This window comes from Candidatus Bathyarchaeota archaeon, assembly GCA_026014805.1.
GTDB lineage: Archaea > Thermoproteota > Bathyarchaeia > Bathyarchaeales > SOJC01 > JAGLZW01.
The window spans coordinates 23627-38965 of the sequence record JAOZHR010000024.1 but is presented as its reverse complement, the minus strand read 5'-3'; the positions used below and the strand labels follow the sequence as shown (position 1 = coordinate 38965).

Genomic DNA, 15339 nt, shown 5'->3' with positions numbered 1-15339 from the left:
CAATCTAAGCTCTTTTTAGGATTATAAAGATGATTAAGAGTCCGCCGCTCTAGCCTTGCTGAGCTACGGGCCCACAAGTTCTCCAATCCTTTTGTAGCATAGCTACCCTAATATTTTTCGTTATTGCACATAAGCTAGTGGTGACTTAAATGGGTGAGCTTGTGTTTGTTGGCTTGGGATTACACGACGAAAACGATGTTTCACTACGTGGTCTAGAAGAAGTGAGAAAGGCAGATTTTGTCTTCGTGGAATTATACACCAGTCTAATGAAGGGGCTGAATATTGAGAAACTGGAAAATCTTACGGGGAAGAAGATTGTTGTGGTGAATAGGAAAATGCTTGAAGAGGATAATGGGCGGCAGATTCTTGCTGTGGCAAAGAAAGGCAGAACGGTTTTTCTTGTTCCTGGGGATCCGCTGATTGCCACCACACATGTGAATTTACGGATAAAAGCAAAAAAATTGGGAATTAAAACGCACCTAGTCCATGGCGCTTCTATAGTCTCCGCAGCAATAGGGATGTCAGGCTTGCAGAACTACAAGTTTGGGAGAAGCGTAACAATCCCCTTTACCGACGGCTGCATTGTTTCAGAAACGCCCTACAACGTGGTGAAAACGAACCTAGAGGCAGGATTACATACACTTTGCTTCCTAGACGTCAGAGCAGAGGAAAAGCGATTTATGACTATAAAGGAGGCGCTGGAAACGCTTCTGGTAACAGAGAAAAGAAGGAGAGAGTCAATAATTACATACTGTACATTAGTTGTGGGTATAGCAAGAGCCGGTTCCATGAACCCGGTTGTTAAAGCCTGTCTACTCGGCGAAGCATTAGATTATGATTTCGGTAGTCCTCCGCACACACTCGTTTTCCCAGGAAAACTTCATTTTGTAGAGGCAGAAGCTCTCATTGAGCTCACAAATGCACCTGAAAGCGTAAAGAAGCTGATTAAATGACTATTGAAGGGTTAGTTGAAAAATATTTAAGAAACACTCAGCAAGTTTTCAAACAAATAAAAGAAGGAAGTTTCCATAAAGGAGGGGGCGAAAAGGTTTTGGATTATGCGAAGAGATACTTGGAGGATGCGCTATATTATCGTGACCAAAAAAGATTTGAGACCGCTCTCGCCTCGGTGGCGTATTGTGAAGGCTTGCTCGAAGCGTTAAAATTACTAGAAATGGTGGAGTTTCAATGGCCAATAGAAAACAAGTAGAAAAGAAGCGCCCTATAGTTCTAACGGCAGGCGTGTTCGACTTGCTTCATCTTGGGCATGTTAAGTTCTTAGAAGAAGCAAAAAAGATGGGTGGAAAAAACGTGGAGCTAATTGTCATTGTTGCAAGAGACAAGACTGTAAAAAATAGGAAAGGCGAGAAACCAGTAATGTCTGAGAACCAACGTCGAGCGTTGGTGGAATCCTTAGAGGTTGTGGATGAAGCGATTCTAGGGTACGAAAAATTTAGCATAGACAAGGTTGTTGAAAAGATAAAGCCAGACATTATCGCTTTGGGACATGACCAGAAAGGTATTGGAGAAATTGTGAGAAAGGCTATTGTGAATAAAGGCCTTGAAATAAAGGTTGTAAAAATTGGGAAGTTCAGTGAAGACGAGCTTAATAGCAGCTCTGAAATCAAGAGAAAAATAATCCAACTGTACAAACGTAGGTCCTAGACTGTTGTTCCAGCCAGCGTAATCATCGCCAGAAAAGCCTTGTAAACTTCTATCATATCTTCTGAGCTAAAAGAGATAGTTCTGCCATTGATATGCTTTGAACCTGGCACTAAGGCTGCCATTTCAGCCATTCCCGGATTGATGAATGCAACTTCAAGATTTATCGGCGGCTTTATCTTGAAAAGTGTGAGGTTGCCAATTTGTTTCAAAGCTTTAATCGCGCCTTTCTTTATTAGCTGTCTAGCTTTGACTGGACTGAGACAACGGGCAGCGGTTCTTCCCACAGCTTTCTTGACAACTACAGTCTCAACTTTTCCGAGGAATGTGTGTGCTTCTTCTATCAGTTTTTGGTCTCCAGTGACTAGCGCAATGGGCACACCATAATACCCTGCTATTGCAGCATTGATGCCAGTTTCGCCCATTAGTCTATCATTTATGGATATGTTGTATACTACCCGGCTGCTGTATGTATGTTCAAGAATGCTTGGATAGGCGCCTCGCATTCCATGATAGCCTATGAAAAATATAGCGTTGAACGACGCGTCGAGGCCTTCCATCATAAACATGGGTTTAGGTGAGCCAGTTATGAGTTCTGCGTTTTCATGGAGTTCTTCTGGGATTATATTTTTCATAGTGCCGTGAGAATCGTTGACTACTATCTTTCTGGCTCCTGCTTCAAAAGCGCCTTCGACAGCGGCGTTTACTTCCTCGGTCATAAGTTTTCGGGCACGTTCATGCTCTTTTCCGCTTCGGAGTACATGTTCGGCATGTGTTATACCTGAAATTCCTTCCATGTCCGCTGAAATGAAAACCTTCATTGTAGACCGCTTCTTATTTGCCTTTGATAAATAAAAGACTTCATTACGTACTTGCGCATTTAGAACTAGGAATAAAGAAGGCGTTTGATTGAGAAGTACGACTTGTAGGTTTTCGCCAACGTTCATCTTGGTAGCTGTCAACGTGGCAGTTTACATTTATACGTCTCTAATAGGAAATGACTTTATTCGCGCTTCAAGCAATGTCTTGGCGATATATGGTCAATACAATTATGCAGTTCTCCATTATGGTTGGTGGTGGCAGCTAATTACATCCATGTTCGTCCACGTAAGCATAGTTCACATTTTCAGCAACATGTTCTTTTTGTTGATATTCGGGTTAAGAGCGGAAGAACTTTTCACTGACACTGAATACTATCTTGTTTATTTGATGTCTGGACTTGCAGGTAACCTTCTAAGCTTACTTTTGCCTCCATTAACTATATCTGCTGGAGCGTCTGGCGCCATCTTTGGCTTATTCGGCGCTGTCATAATATATATGAGAAAGATGGTTGAACGCTCTATAGTGAGCGCTCTGGTTTTCGTCTTCATGTTCCTCATCATTACTATGTCCACAAGCACAAACGTATTCGCTCATTTTGGCGGACTTGTTGCAGGATTAGGAATTGGATATTACCTAGCGAAAAGTCGGAAAATCTATTTGGCTCATAGAATGGGCTATTAGGGCATCGTGAAGACTTCAAACTTCACCTTCTGGCCGTCCTTGATTTTAAGCTGATTACGTAAGTATTGAGGCGCAATAATTTCCAGCACAGATGAGTCGTAGTGGGTTCGAAGGGCAAATATTAAGGCGCCTTTCGCCTTGTTATTTATAAGAGTTGGGTAACATTTGACTGGGCCAAAGGTCCGCGACTCATCTTCGAAGCCTTTAATTTCCACAGCTGGGTAGCCTTCTAACTCCTGTCTGGTTTTCATGTCATAGTCGGAGGTTAGTCTAACGTTTAAAGTACCGGGATACGGGGCAAATCCAAGTTTTTCAATGAACTGCTTCTTGTAGCCATCCTGCCTGATGTAGTAGGCACCTTCGCCTAGACCGCTAAACACCACCCCTTCGAGTGTTACTGAAAGAGGATGAGCAGCTTCTACAATGACTTTCAACTTCGAGTGTAGATTATTCAACTGCGCCTTCCCCAAATCGGTCAGCCTAATTAGGCAACCTTCAGGCGTGATTGACCGGTTGATCCAGCCTAGGTTATCGAGTTCTATTAGGTGGCGAGAGGCTGTCTGTTGGGAAATCCCGACCTTTTCCGCCATATGTTGGGTAGAGACCTTCACAGTTCTGTGGTAAGCTCCTATCTCAGCAAGTTTGTATAGCATAAATTGCTGTCTCCACGATTGTGGATTGGAGTGGGAAATACTCATTTTTGTACGCCTTACTCGAAAAGGAGAGGCTACTCGCCTATAAAAATAACGTAAATTCAGAAGTTCACCACCAGATTCTATGGGTGATGTCTGCGACCTAAGAATAAGCCTTCCTAAAGTTCAAAGCTCTGTCACAAATTAGATCTGAACTTAATATCCAAGACATGTGCGACATCCATCTGTACTTAACAATCAGACAAGAAAAAGCCCCTTGTCACCATTTTTAAGAACGCCTCGAGTATAAATTCTTGAACTACGATAATCTAAAAGATATGCAAAAAAATGTTACAGATTAAAAAGAAAGATGAGGATGATGGAAAGAAAAATTTTGGATGATGATTAAAGCGGTTTTGCTTGATAAAAGGGTGGTTTTACCAGGCTTTCTGCTTTTGGCAATTGTCTTTATAGATTTTCTCTTTCTAAACCGAATTTTTCCGGAGCTTGACATACCTGAACACTTTCTATTCGGCTTCGTATTGTCAGAATCCGCAAGCAAGTTAGCAAACGTTATGGGCTTGGATAAGCATCTAATGAGCAAGTTCGATGAAGAAAGCCTGCATTACACAGACCTACTAATCCGACTACTTGGATTCCTACTTGTTGGCGGCTTATTATGGGAGTTAAGTGAACGATTTCTTTTTCCTATGTTTGAGGTCCCGTACAACCCATTCTTTACATTGCCAATCACATTGCATAACATTGATGGTGCAATTGACGTGGCCGCTGGAACTTTGGGGTGTATAATGGCTTGGTGCACAAAGAGATTCTAATGTGAGAGCTTGGTCTGAGTCCTTTAAGATTTGTTTTCAAGCTTCTTTATTGAGAATCAGTACATTATATTTGTTGAATGCTATTTGTATCGGTTTCTATCTGGTCACCGTGGATGCCGGGCATCTGTCTATAAACTTCTAGAAAATTTTTAGCGAATGCATCAGCTAGTTTTTCGGTGCCTCTATGTTTTTCTCCTCGAGTGCGTAAGTGATGATAGAATTCGTGGAGTACAACATGTGGGTTATAAAGAGCATCTTGGTTTGAGAAGTATATTGTCTTCTTTCTAACAACATAACAACCCCGATTTTTCGCGTGGCCCTTCGGCATGCCGATTCTCACTTTAGGAATTTCAACATTGTAGTACCTGCTAAGCTGCTCTAACGCTTCTTCTGGTTTTTTGGATAAGATTAAGTAGACTATTTTCGCTTTAAATGGAAAATGGATTTTCAATATGCGACCGCCATATCATGTTCTAATGTGAAGGTCTCTACCGCAGTGGTAGCACTTCTTTCTAAATGCGCCGAAAGACAGGGGTTTACCGCAATATGGACAGCGGAACTTCTCCTTAGACTTCTTTTGCCAATCCTCAACCTCGCCTGCTTCAATTCTCGATAGATTAGCTCTCAAATCTACTCCGTCTTCTTTCAAGTATGCTTCCGAGAACCTCTCGAATTTTTCGCAATCATGCTCCTTATAGTTAAGGCATTCATAGCAAAACTTGAATCCTTTCGCGTTTAAGCATTGGAGGATTTTGCAATCGTTGCCCCAGCATTCAGGAGTTAAAACTTGGCAACCTTCGCATCGCACTTTCTCTGGAGGGCACTTAAGAAAAGCTGCTACTCGTTGACGATACTTCCCACCGTCTTTATGAGCTCTATAAATCTCACAAGCACCACAATAAAGACCACATCTTCCGACAAGACCAGTGTTGACCAAGGCGAGAACTCCTTTTCAGTGCTTAAAGGAGTCTCCCCTATTCTATGTTTTGGCAGACTGCCATTTGCATCGTTACTGTTATATATTTGATTCCTTTTTTATGCTCTAGCAGGGGAGCTGGGAACGTGACCCGGCTGAGAAGATGGGTGAAACCCATTAACCCTTTGAACCTGATCCAGGTAATACTGGCGGAGGGAATGAAGTTGAGTGAAAGTAAGGCCATATTTCAAACAAAGATAATCGCTGAAATAGTTGCTTTTGTTGCTGTTTCAACTGCACTAAGTTACGTAAAGGTATTCAGTCTACCACAAGGAGGCTCGGTAACAGCCGGTTCAATGGTGCCTATTATATGGCTCTCGTTGAGAAGAGGCCCAAAAATAGGTCTATTTGCCGGTGCACTCTATGGACTCGTTCAGTTAGTAGTCGAACCTTTTGTCTATCATCCAATGCAGGCGTTGCTCGATTATCCAATAGCCTTTGGAGCCCTCGGACTCACTGGCTTCTTTCAAAGGCGCCCATCTTTGGGCAAAGGGACAACTATTACCATAGACCGGTTAATCGCAGTGTTGCTTTGCGTTATTACTTTCTTCCTTTTCAGCTACGAGCTGACGCAATATAAGCTAAGTGAGACTTTGTTCTTTTCTTGGATTTTTGCGTTTAGTTTCATCTTTCTATTGTGGCTAGAAGACAAAATACGAACCAATAGAAAAGGGGAACAGCAAAGAAATGTTACTCCAGCGCTTATTGGAGCAACTATAGGAATCTTTGGTAGGTTCTTGGCACATTTTGTTTCTGGAATAGTTTTTTTTGGCTCTTATGCTCCTGAGGGAATGAGCCCCATTATTTACTCTGCTATCTATAACGGCGCCTACATAGTACCAGAGCTTCTCGTTAGTGCTTATTTCATATATTTGCTTGCCAAAAGCGGCATGATAGGAATATATAAATGAACAGAAAGCGGTAAGCGTAGTGAAACTCAAAACTGGAATCAAAGGGCTTGACGAGTTAATAGGCGGCGGAATCGAGTCTGGTTCGCGAAACATTCTTTATGGACCTGTGGGGGCTGGAAAAACCGTTTTTGCCATGCAGTTTCTTTGGCAAGGACTGCAAGAAGGGGAAACCGTTGCTTTCGACGTTATGGATAAGCCGTTTCCACGGTTGAGAGCATACTTCAAATCCTTTGGATGGAACATAGAACCCTACGAGAAGGCAGGAAAACTAATCGCTATACAAGCCTTTCCCCATTTTGAACCTTACCCAAAAGACCCAAGAGTAATTTACTTCGGTCTAGACAACTTTGAGGAAATGAAACGTATCGATAACTTGCTTTCAGAAAAGAAGGTGACAAGATTCGCAGCTGGGGATTTCAGCGAACAACTCTTCTCCTTATACGATTTGAAGTATATGGACCCAGTGGAGGATTGGACCATCAATTGGTGCCACTTCGACAACATTGTCAACATAGATATAATGACCGAGGCTACGCAGAAAGACGTTGCAACTCAGCGGGCAACCGATCTCGACCTAAACAAATCCCATAACATTTTCTTCTTCAGGTTTAATGAAGAGAAATGTTGCAGAGAACTGCGTATAGTGAAGATAGAAGGCTGCGACCATCCGTTGGAATGGTTGCCTTTCAAAATAACCAGTAAAGGCGTTAAAATGTTGAAAATATAGCTCCTTTGGACATGGTTGAAGTGGGAAAGCTCCATACTAACGAGCTAAGAAAACTGCTTAAATGCATAAAGAAACACCCAAAAACCATAATCCCACCCGCGCCTGGCTTCGACTCAGGCGTTCACATAATAAACGAAAACGAATATCTCGTTGTATCCACAGATCCCTGCATCGGCGTACCGGAGAAATGGTTTGGCTGGCTACTCATACACTATGCAGCATCAGACGTAGCCTTGTTCGGCGCGAAGCCAGAATTTTGCACAATAACGCTGACAGGCCCCCCGTCAATGAAAGCGAACACTTTCATAAGAGTTATGAAGCAAGTCTGTACGGCAGCAGAGGAGCTTAGCATGACGATTGTAACTGGACACACGGGGACCTATGATGGGCTTTCAACACTTGTTGGAGCGTGCACTGCTTATGGTGTAGTTCACAAAGATAAGCTGATTACTCCAGGAGGCGCCCAAGCTGGAGACCATATACTTTGCACTAAGCAAATTGGCCTCGAAACAGTTGTCAACTTCGCTCTCACGCACAGAACCCTTGCAGAGAAACTCTTCACTACCGCTCGAACCCGAGCGCTTCAAAACCTAGTAAACAAGCAAACATGCGTCAAAGAGGCATTTCTTCTTGCTGATCTCGGAGGAGTTCACGCTATGCATGATACCACTGAAGGAGGGCTGGTAGCAGCTTTGAACGAAATGGCTGAAAATTCAAATCTCGGCTTTACTGTGGATTCGGATAAGTTTCCAATTTTGGAAGAGGCACAGATTCTTCGGAAGTACTTTGATTTTTCGCAAAGAGAGCTTCTCTCAATCTCTTCTACTGGCACTCTTCTAGCTGCAGTCGACCCTGAGAAAAGAGAGCAAGCGCTTCGGGAATTGCAAAAACAGGGTATAGAAGCTAGTTTGATAGGTACTTTCACGAAGAATAGAAAACGGGTGATGCGGCAGGTGAGAAAGAAAGTGGATTTTCCGGAAGAGGCTGAGGATCCTTATGCTAAGATAATGTTGTGATGACTTGCTGTATTGCTGATTCATATTTGGTTTTCATAATTCTTTTCTCTCAAGATTCCTACTAGAACACGGTAGCTAAGAGTATGAAGGGCCTTCTTGCTGTTCTTTGCGTTCTCCTTGCTTTCGTCTCAGCGTGTGGATTTGCCATTGCATATTCTGAGACTATAGAACTGCCAGGAGGAAAAAGCGAAATTAGGACTGTAAACCTGAACGAGGGAGACGAATTTTCTGGACAAGTAATTGTATTGGGCAACGCAATTAACTTCTCTGTTTCCGATCCCGATGGTATGATAATCCTGAACTACACAATTGCTAACCCAACAAACTTTCGATTTACCGCCGCGAAAACAGGCACGTACAGCTTCAGCTTTGAAAACCGGTTCTCAGAAGAAATCAAATCCGTAACTCTCAACTACAACGTGCAACATTACATTTTTGGTTTTCCGCAAGAGTATATTCTCCTTTTTGTTATAGTGGGCCTTGCTATTGTCGGCGTTGTGGTCTTCGTCGCGGTGTCACCGAAGCCCTAAAACTGTAATGCTGCAAAAGATTAAAGAAGGAAAACACCGATTTTTCACTTCAGATAAGTTGAAGGATCCATGGACAAGATAGAAGCGAACCGAAAGTGGTTGGATAATGCGCAGGGATACAGCGAAGTGTGGGAGATAGTAAAAGACAACGCGAAGGCTGTTTTGAAGCAACAAAGGCGAGGAATGATGCTTTTCCTCGATGACATGCCTCTCAGGCTTGGGGCGTACCATCCGTTAGGAACAAACAACATAGTTTTAAACCGTGTTCTTGTCCAAATAGTTGAATCAACCACGAAGTCTAGAAAGCTGTTAAACGCTTTCGTCTATACACTACTACTTCATGAGTACCTTCACGCCTTAGGGTACATCTCGGAAGCTGAAGTGCGACCCCTCGTGCACAGGGTTTCTAAAGCGTGCTTCGGTGAGGAACATGTTGCCACGCGGCTGGCGAAGTCAGGTCCTTGGTCTCTACTGCGGGGGGTCCCGTTGGATGCTTTGAAGGCGCCAAGACGTGTGATGGAAATTGTGAAGGATTTTGAAAAGACGAACCAGAAATACATAGTTTAGTCGCAATTTCCAGCTTTTTGCAGCTTAAAATCGTGAAACGAGGTTCGCTGAGCCGTTAAAGCTACCCAAAATCTTAAAAACGAATCAGCCAATCAAGTGTTTGGATTATGGAGAGAACAGGCTTGGTTTACTGTACTAAATGTGGAGCCAAAAACGAGGACGATGCCAAGGTCTGCGCGGATTGTGGTGCGCCACTGCGAGTATCTCGTCCGGAAAAAAAGTATCGCTCGGACAATGAATGTTTTGGGTCGCGTGAACGCCATCATGTTGAAGATGAATGTTTTGGGTTGCCTCACGGGGGGGCTATAGCGGGGATAATCTTTGGAGTTATGATTGTCTTCTTTGGGCTGGCGATCTTGTTAGGGCTTGCTAATGTATGGAGTTACTTGTGGCCACTCATAATAGTTATTGTTGGCATACTGCTTATCGCTGGCGCGCTCTACGGAATGCGGCGCAGACACTAGTCATTTTCCACGCTTTTTCTACGGCAAAATTCCGCATTCTTCAATGGGACAAGCATCGCAAATTTCTTTGTGGTCGAGTTGAGAAAGCAGTATTCTGGTATAGAGCCAAAAAATGCTTAAGGCAATCAGATAAAAATCGACAATGACATTCTGAGTTATTGCGTCGACTCCAACAAGAAGTAGAAACATACCAAAGATAAAGAAAGTATTCACTGAGAGGTGAATAGAGCTTTTGCCCCAGTTAAACAGGTGATACTGAAGCAGCCCACAAGAAACTCCTATGAGACCGATCCAAAAAACCAGGCAATGGTTCAACCAAATTGGTAGATTGGCAAAGAAGTACAGTGCAACTCCAAGGAGAGAAAGAACAGCGCCTAGAATCAATCCCACGCAACCAGCGCAAAAAACTCTGTTGCCCACTCGAAATACGTGAGCACCAAAGTTTCCGCAATTAGGGTGATGCCCACGAAATGCGTGCTTTTCCAGCGAACCAGCTGATTCGTGAGCAAACCCTTCCTGCTTTATCTTTCTAAAATGAAACATTTTTGAGCATTTTGAAGGAAATGCGCCAGCAAGAATTCCTAGGACGCAGACAATGCTGAAAACAGTACCGACGAGGGGTTTTCGCCAAGAAACTTCGTTTTGTGTTGTTGGCGCCACGTTTGCAAATACGGCGATGAGGATTAGTCCTAAAAAAGAGAATGTGAGGAAAAATATAGTGGCAAAGTTGTGGCGTGTTCTCAAAACAGGTCCCTTAACGCTTTCAAAAGACCTTGGCTTGCAAGGTATCTATAGGTTTTTCTTTTCAGCTTGTTTGGGGAGAAGAGTCCTTTGAACCGTCTGCCCATGGAACCGTAGAAGCTGCGGTAGCATTTGTACAGTTCTTCTTGTACCTCCTTTCTGGACAAGGTTTCGGTAGGCATTATTGCGTGAGTCATGTCATAGTTTGCCCAGTTCGTGTCTTCTATCCACCCGTTTTGTTTAGCAGTTTCGTAAAGTTCGGTTCCGGGAAACGGTGTTAGAATCATGAAGATTGCCAAATCAGGGTCGATGTGGTTTACGAATTCTCTCAACTTAGCGATCGATTTAGCTGAGTCTGTTCGTTCCCCTATGATGAGGGTGGCTTGGGCGAAGATGTCGTTTTCTTTTAGCAGTTTTATCGCTTCTTCGGCGTCTTTGGGACTTATTTTTTTGTGGAACCTCTCTAGTGTGGCCTTGTTGCCGCTCTCTATCCCTGTGAGTATCCAACGGTTTCCAGCTTTCCGCATCTTAGGCAAAACATCCTTGTGCCTAATGACGTCGTCGCATCTGGCCTGCATGAACCACATTATGTCGTCGGCAATTCCCCGCTTGGCTATTTCGTTGCACAAGTCATCGGCGTGTTTTCCTAGATCGAAATTGTCGTCAGTTAGCCAAAGAAATCTGCTTCCAAACTCGTTATAGCAGTATTCAAATTCGTCTGCTATTCGCCTTGCCGATTTGATTCTCCATGTGCCCTGCCAATGTTTCCATTGAGAGCAGAAAGTGCATTTGTGGGGGCACCCTCTCGAGCCTTCAATGAGAGCGTATGGTTTTGCGCTGGCCATCATAGTGAAATGATACTTGTTCATGTGTTCTTTTACGAAGTGGTAGCCTGGCAAGGGCAAGTCATCCAAGTTTTCAATTAAAGGTTGTGGGGGGTTGTGAACGATTTTTCCCCTATGCCTGAAGGAGATGCCTTTGATTTTTGAAAGGGAAGGTTTCTTCTTCTTAAATTCCTGCACTAGCTCTCTGAAGGTTTGTTCGCCTTCTCCGCGCACAATTAGGTCGATTTCTGGATAGTTTTCGAGGCTTTCCTGCGCTGTGGCTGTGAAGTGTTGTCCTCCGACAATTGTTGTGATGTTTTGGTCTATTTTTTTCGCAGTCTCTACTGTGCGGAGAACTGTGTAGGCGTTGCATGTTGCGAGGGCGCTTGGAGTCACTATATCGGGGTTCGATGATTCGATATGCCTTTCTAACTCTTTCCAACCTAATCCTTCACCTTGGCAGTCAAGCACTTCTATCTCAACGTTTCTGTCTTGGCTTTCAAGGTAAGCAGCTAGTTCAAGGATTCCAAGAGGGGGAGGAAGATATTCGCCCATGACAAACCAATATTCTTTCGGCGGTTCTACGAAAAGAACTCTCATTAAGTGTCCCAGCTTAACTCTAAGCTTTCATGTTCATTACATCTTATTAAAACTGTAAAAAGCTTTCACGATCGGAAAAGACTTTTGTCTTATAGGAAGCTTGTCTTCTGGGCTTATGAATAGAAGCTATCAAGATTCCTGTGTAATCTTCTGCTAGGATGATTTCTTGCTTCAAAAACTAAAAACGATTGGCGTTGCCTTTCCTATTAAGGCAGTAGTGTCCTAAGGCGTTCGACAAACTCGTTGTTTGTGTTTTCTTCAAGTTCAACGTGTTGAAACAGGCTTAGACCAGAGTAGAAGCTTTCGAGTATCTCTTTCTGCACGACTGTTGCCCCTGAATTCAAGTATTCTTGCATTGCTTGACTGAAAGATTCAAGGTTTTCGGCGATTTCGTTTTTCCTTATAGAATGGTAATCTTCCAAGTATGTGTAAATGACATTGGCTGCTGTGGTCCCGAAAACTCGGTTGAGTGTCTTATTTACTGCTTTGTTGAGTATTTCTTCGTATCTGCTTGTTTTTTTGCAAATCTGTAGGGCCATCTTGGTGATCTCTTTAGCTTTGGTAAATAAAAGCATATATTACGATTTAATAAACCTTCGCGTCTAAATGTACAACACAAATACAACTGCAGCGCGGACTTTTCAGATGCGCACGCGTCTTCAAAATAATACACGACACAATATAACAGAAATCAAAACTTAATACGCGTTTTCTACATGCAAATCTTGGTTTTGAATAGTTAAATAGCTAACAGCTATAAATTTCCCATATACTCTATAAGAGTCAACATTAAATAATGGGCAAGATCATGATTAGAATCGCAGTACTCGACAAAGATAGATGTAAATCCAAACGTTGCAATAGAGAATGTTATCGCTTTTGCCCTAAAGTGAGAAGCAAGGTTGAGACCATAGCTTTTGAAGAAGATAAACCCAGAGTTGTCGAGGCCCTTTGTGTAGGATGCGGCATCTGCGTCAAAAAGTGTCCCTTCAAAGCCCTTGCAATCGTCAATTTGCCAGATGAACTTGAAGTAGAATGCAGCCACCGTTTTGGACCAAACGCCTTCAAGCTTTTCCGTCTGCCAACTCCATCGCAAGGCGTAGTACTCGGGTTGCTAGGTCAAAACGGTATTGGGAAAAGCACTGCAATTAAAATCTTGTCTGGCGAAATTGACCTAAATCTTGGTTACTACGACAGCCCCCCACCTTGGACAGAGATCATTAAGCATTATAGAGGTTCAACCATTCAAGAATATTTCCTGAAGCTAAGCCAAAACAATTTGAAAGTCGCCCAGAAACCACAGTACGTAGACAAGATTCCCCGAGTAGTCACTGGCAAAGTTTATGAACTATTGGAGAGGCTTGATGAAAGAGATGAGTTGAAGAAAGTTGCCAAGCAGCTACAACTTGGACCGATTTGGAATCGCGCTTTGGACATCTTAAGCGGCGGCGAGCTTCAACGAGTCGCTGTGACCGCCGCCATATCCAGAGAGGCTGACGTGTACCTTTTCGACGAACCTTCAAGTTATCTGGATGTCAAACAGCGTCTGGAAGTTGCTCGCGCAATACGAAGCCTGAAAAAAGAAGATAAGATGGTGATTGTTGCAGAACATGATCTCGCCATACTCGACTATTTGTCAGATCAAATCTGTGTCCTCTATGGAGAACCGGGTGTTTACGGCATCATCTCCCACGTTCACGGAGTGCGTGTGGGCATAAACATCTACTTGGAAGGGTTTATTTCAGATGAAAACGTTCGGTTCAGAAAGGAGTCGATAGTTTTCCACGTAAAACCTCCAACAGTAAGCTGGGGTGTTGGCGAAACTGTACTGAAATGGGAGAAAATGATAAAGTCTTACGAAGGTTTCACTTTAGGAGTGGAGCCAGGAGAGGTTAAGAAAGGAGAAGTTATTGGAATCTTAGGTCCAAACGGTATTGGAAAAACAACTTTCATAAAGCTTTTGGCTGGAATTGAGAAACCCGACAAGGGAACAACATCTGCATCATACGAATTAGCAGTAAGTTATAAACCGCAATACATCTCTGCGGCATATGAGGGCACCGCAGAAGAGCTGCTAAGAAGCATCAAAAAGGAAGATTTCACGGCAAGCTGGTATCATAGCGAAGTTTTGCAACCTCTCAATGTGAAAGGACTGTTAGATCGCGATGTGAGTCAACTAAGTGGGGGTGAGCTTCAACGAGTCGCCATTGCGGCATGTCTTTCCCGTGAAGCTGAACTGTACTTGCTTGACGAACCAAGCGCTTATCTAGACGTTGAAGAACGTTTGAACATGGCTCGCACCATTCGAAGAGTCATTGAAAACAAAAACGCCACAGCATTTGTTGTAGAACACGATGTAGTTGCACAAGATTTCATCGCTGACCGGTTGATGGTCTTCGATGGAGAGCCAGGTGTAAAAGGTATTGCTAACCCTCCAACAACTCTCAGAAAAGGCATGAATGCTTTTCTGAAAAAAATGAAAGTCACTTTTCGACGAGACCCAACGACAAAAAGACCACGAGTAAACAAGGAAGGTTCAAGGACCGACAAGCATCAGCGCAAAATAGGCGAGTACTATTATGTGGCGGAAAACCAAAAGTAATTCTGCAAAACTGTTTTAACGCTATCTCTTTATGCTATAAGCGGTGACAACACAAATGAAAATGCTTTGGACACCATTAATTCTTGTAAACTTAAAAACTTACATGGAGGGTACGGGAAAGAAAGCTCTAGAATTAGCTAAGAAAGCAGAGAAAGTTAGCTGCAAAACAGATGTGTGTATCGGGCTTGCCCCTCAATACTCAGACATAGCTCAGCTTGCCAAAACATTTTCTCTGCCAATTTTCGCTCAGCACATTGATTCTATAGGACCGGGCAGCTTCACTGGTCACGTTTTACCTGAAGCAGTGAAAGAAGCTGGAGCAATAGGAACGTTAGTCAACCACTCGGAGCGACGTTTAAAATTAGCTGAAATCGACGCTGTAATCAGAAGAGCTAAGGGGCTCAATTTGGTTCAAGTGATCTGCACCAACAACGCAAGCGTAAGCCTCTCTGCCGCAACATTAAAGCCAAATTTTATAGCGATAGAGCCGCCTGAACTCATCGGAACCGGCATCCCAGTGTCAAAAGCCAAACCTGAAATTGTTACTGAAACTGTTGAGCTTGTCAAGAAAGTGAACCCAGAGGTTACGATTCTTTGCGGCGCAGGCATAACCAGCGGCAACGATGTGACTGCAGCGTTAAAACTTGGCACAAAAGGCGTTCTTGTCGCAAGTGGCATTGTGAAAGTAAAAGAACCATACAAAGTGCTTTTAGATTTTGCTCAAGCTGCAACTGCTCTCTAAGGGTGC

20 protein-coding genes and 1 riboswitch are annotated in these 15339 nt (G+C 43.3%); of the genes, 13 read left to right on the top strand and 7 right to left on the bottom strand.

Annotated features, from left to right (window positions below; all coding sequences use genetic code 11):
* Positions 1-149: 149 nt before the first annotated feature.
* The 3 genes from dph5 to NWE91_05805 are packed head-to-tail and all read left to right on the top strand — an operon-like array spanning position 150 to position 1665.
* The gene (dph5, locus tag NWE91_05815; protein MCW3985907.1) at positions 150-953 is read left to right on the top strand and encodes a diphthine synthase; all 804 of its coding nucleotides are present in this window, start codon (positions 150-152) and stop codon (positions 951-953) included.
* Positions 950-1210, top strand: a complete 261-nt coding sequence (locus NWE91_05810) for a DUF357 domain-containing protein (protein ID MCW3985906.1) — start codon at positions 950-952, stop codon at positions 1208-1210. Before dph5 ends, NWE91_05810 begins: the two co-directional genes overlap by 4 nt.
* The gene (locus tag NWE91_05805) at positions 1189-1665 is read left to right on the top strand and encodes an FAD synthase (GenBank protein MCW3985905.1); all 477 of its coding nucleotides are present in this window, start codon (positions 1189-1191) and stop codon (positions 1663-1665) included. The genes NWE91_05810 and NWE91_05805 overlap by 22 nt, the downstream gene beginning before the upstream one ends.
* Here NWE91_05805 and NWE91_05800 read toward each other — a convergent pair.
* Positions 1662-2483, bottom strand: coding sequence for a M55 family metallopeptidase (locus NWE91_05800; GenBank protein MCW3985904.1), 822 nt, complete (start codon positions 2481-2483; stop codon positions 1662-1664). The two genes, NWE91_05805 and NWE91_05800, sit on opposite strands and share 4 nt — an antisense overlap.
* Before the next feature lie 88 nt (positions 2484-2571).
* Between NWE91_05800 and NWE91_05795 the strand changes: the two genes are divergently transcribed.
* Positions 2572-3165, top strand: coding sequence for a rhomboid family intramembrane serine protease (locus tag NWE91_05795; protein ID MCW3985903.1), 594 nt, complete (start codon positions 2572-2574; stop codon positions 3163-3165).
* Here NWE91_05795 and NWE91_05790 read toward each other — a convergent pair.
* Complete coding sequence (locus NWE91_05790) at positions 3162-3818, bottom strand: DUF120 domain-containing protein (GenBank protein ID MCW3985902.1); 657 nt, start codon at positions 3816-3818, stop codon at positions 3162-3164. The genes NWE91_05795 and NWE91_05790 overlap by 4 nt on opposite strands.
* 377 nt (positions 3819-4195) lie before the next feature.
* Here NWE91_05790 and NWE91_05785 point away from each other — a divergent pair, with 377 nt between their 5' ends.
* Entirely contained in the window at positions 4196-4633 is a 438-nt protein-coding gene (locus tag NWE91_05785) for a hypothetical protein (GenBank protein MCW3985901.1), read from the top strand.
* Positions 4634-4697: 64 nt separating this feature from the next.
* On the opposite strand, the gene NWE91_05780 is transcribed toward NWE91_05785, so the two are convergent.
* Positions 4698-5084, bottom strand: a complete 387-nt coding sequence (locus NWE91_05780) for a hypothetical protein (protein MCW3985900.1) — start codon at positions 5082-5084, stop codon at positions 4698-4700.
* 15 nt (positions 5085-5099) lie between these two features.
* A complete protein-coding gene (locus NWE91_05775) occupies positions 5100-5570 on the bottom strand; it encodes a DUF3795 domain-containing protein (GenBank protein MCW3985899.1) in 471 nt (156 codons plus the stop codon).
* A 100-nt stretch (positions 5571-5670) separates the two neighbouring features.
* Positions 5671-5785, top strand: a riboswitch (TPP riboswitch).
* On the opposite strand from NWE91_05775, the gene NWE91_05770 reads away from it, so the two are divergent.
* The 6 genes from NWE91_05770 to NWE91_05745 all read left to right on the top strand — a co-directional run bounded on the left by NWE91_05770 (position 5774) and on the right by NWE91_05745 (position 9824).
* Entirely contained in the window at positions 5774-6520 is a 747-nt protein-coding gene (locus NWE91_05770) for an energy-coupled thiamine transporter ThiT (protein MCW3985898.1), read from the top strand. Its footprint overlaps the riboswitch before it by 12 nt.
* Positions 6513-7247 carry an RAD55 family ATPase gene (locus NWE91_05765; GenBank protein ID MCW3985897.1) on the top strand — a complete coding sequence of 245 codons (735 nt, stop codon included), beginning with the start codon at positions 6513-6515 and terminating at the stop codon, positions 7245-7247. Before NWE91_05770 ends, NWE91_05765 begins: the two co-directional genes overlap by 8 nt.
* Positions 7248-7258: 11 nt before the next feature.
* Positions 7259-8263 (top strand): AIR synthase-related protein, encoded by a 1005-nt coding sequence (locus NWE91_05760; GenBank protein ID MCW3985896.1) that lies wholly within the window; start codon positions 7259-7261, stop codon positions 8261-8263.
* Between the two features lie 83 nt (positions 8264-8346).
* The gene (locus tag NWE91_05755; protein MCW3985895.1) at positions 8347-8793 is read left to right on the top strand and encodes an emp24/gp25L/p24 family protein; all 447 of its coding nucleotides are present in this window, start codon (positions 8347-8349) and stop codon (positions 8791-8793) included.
* 69 nt (positions 8794-8862) lie between these two features.
* Positions 8863-9360, top strand: coding sequence for a hypothetical protein (locus tag NWE91_05750; GenBank protein MCW3985894.1), 498 nt, complete (start codon positions 8863-8865; stop codon positions 9358-9360).
* 122 nt (positions 9361-9482) lie between these two features.
* Complete coding sequence (locus NWE91_05745) at positions 9483-9824, top strand: zinc-ribbon domain-containing protein (protein MCW3985893.1); 342 nt, start codon at positions 9483-9485, stop codon at positions 9822-9824.
* An 18-nt stretch (positions 9825-9842) separates the two neighbouring features.
* Here the strand turns inward: NWE91_05745 and NWE91_05740 are convergent, their stop codons facing one another.
* The 3 genes from NWE91_05740 to NWE91_05730 all read right to left on the bottom strand — a co-directional run bounded on the left by NWE91_05740 (position 9843) and on the right by NWE91_05730 (position 12528).
* Positions 9843-10568 (bottom strand): hypothetical protein, encoded by a 726-nt coding sequence (locus NWE91_05740; GenBank protein ID MCW3985892.1) that lies wholly within the window; start codon positions 10566-10568, stop codon positions 9843-9845.
* Positions 10565-11989 carry a B12-binding domain-containing radical SAM protein gene (locus tag NWE91_05735; protein ID MCW3985891.1) on the bottom strand — a complete coding sequence of 475 codons (1425 nt, stop codon included), beginning with the start codon at positions 11987-11989 and terminating at the stop codon, positions 10565-10567. Before NWE91_05735 ends, NWE91_05740 begins: the two co-directional genes overlap by 4 nt.
* Positions 11990-12195: 206 nt before the next feature.
* On the bottom strand, positions 12196-12528 hold the full coding sequence (locus tag NWE91_05730; GenBank protein MCW3985890.1) for a hypothetical protein: 333 nt from the start codon (positions 12526-12528) through the stop codon (positions 12196-12198).
* A 269-nt stretch (positions 12529-12797) separates the two neighbouring features.
* Between NWE91_05730 and NWE91_05725 the strand changes: the two genes are divergently transcribed.
* Positions 12798-14591, top strand: a complete 1794-nt coding sequence (locus NWE91_05725; GenBank protein ID MCW3985889.1) for a ribosome biogenesis/translation initiation ATPase RLI — start codon at positions 12798-12800, stop codon at positions 14589-14591.
* Between the two features lie 55 nt (positions 14592-14646).
* Positions 14647-15333: a triose-phosphate isomerase gene (gene tpiA / locus NWE91_05720; protein ID MCW3985888.1), complete on the top strand. Its 687-nt coding sequence runs from the start codon at positions 14647-14649 to the stop codon at positions 15331-15333.
* The last annotated feature ends 6 nt before the right edge of the window (positions 15334-15339 follow it).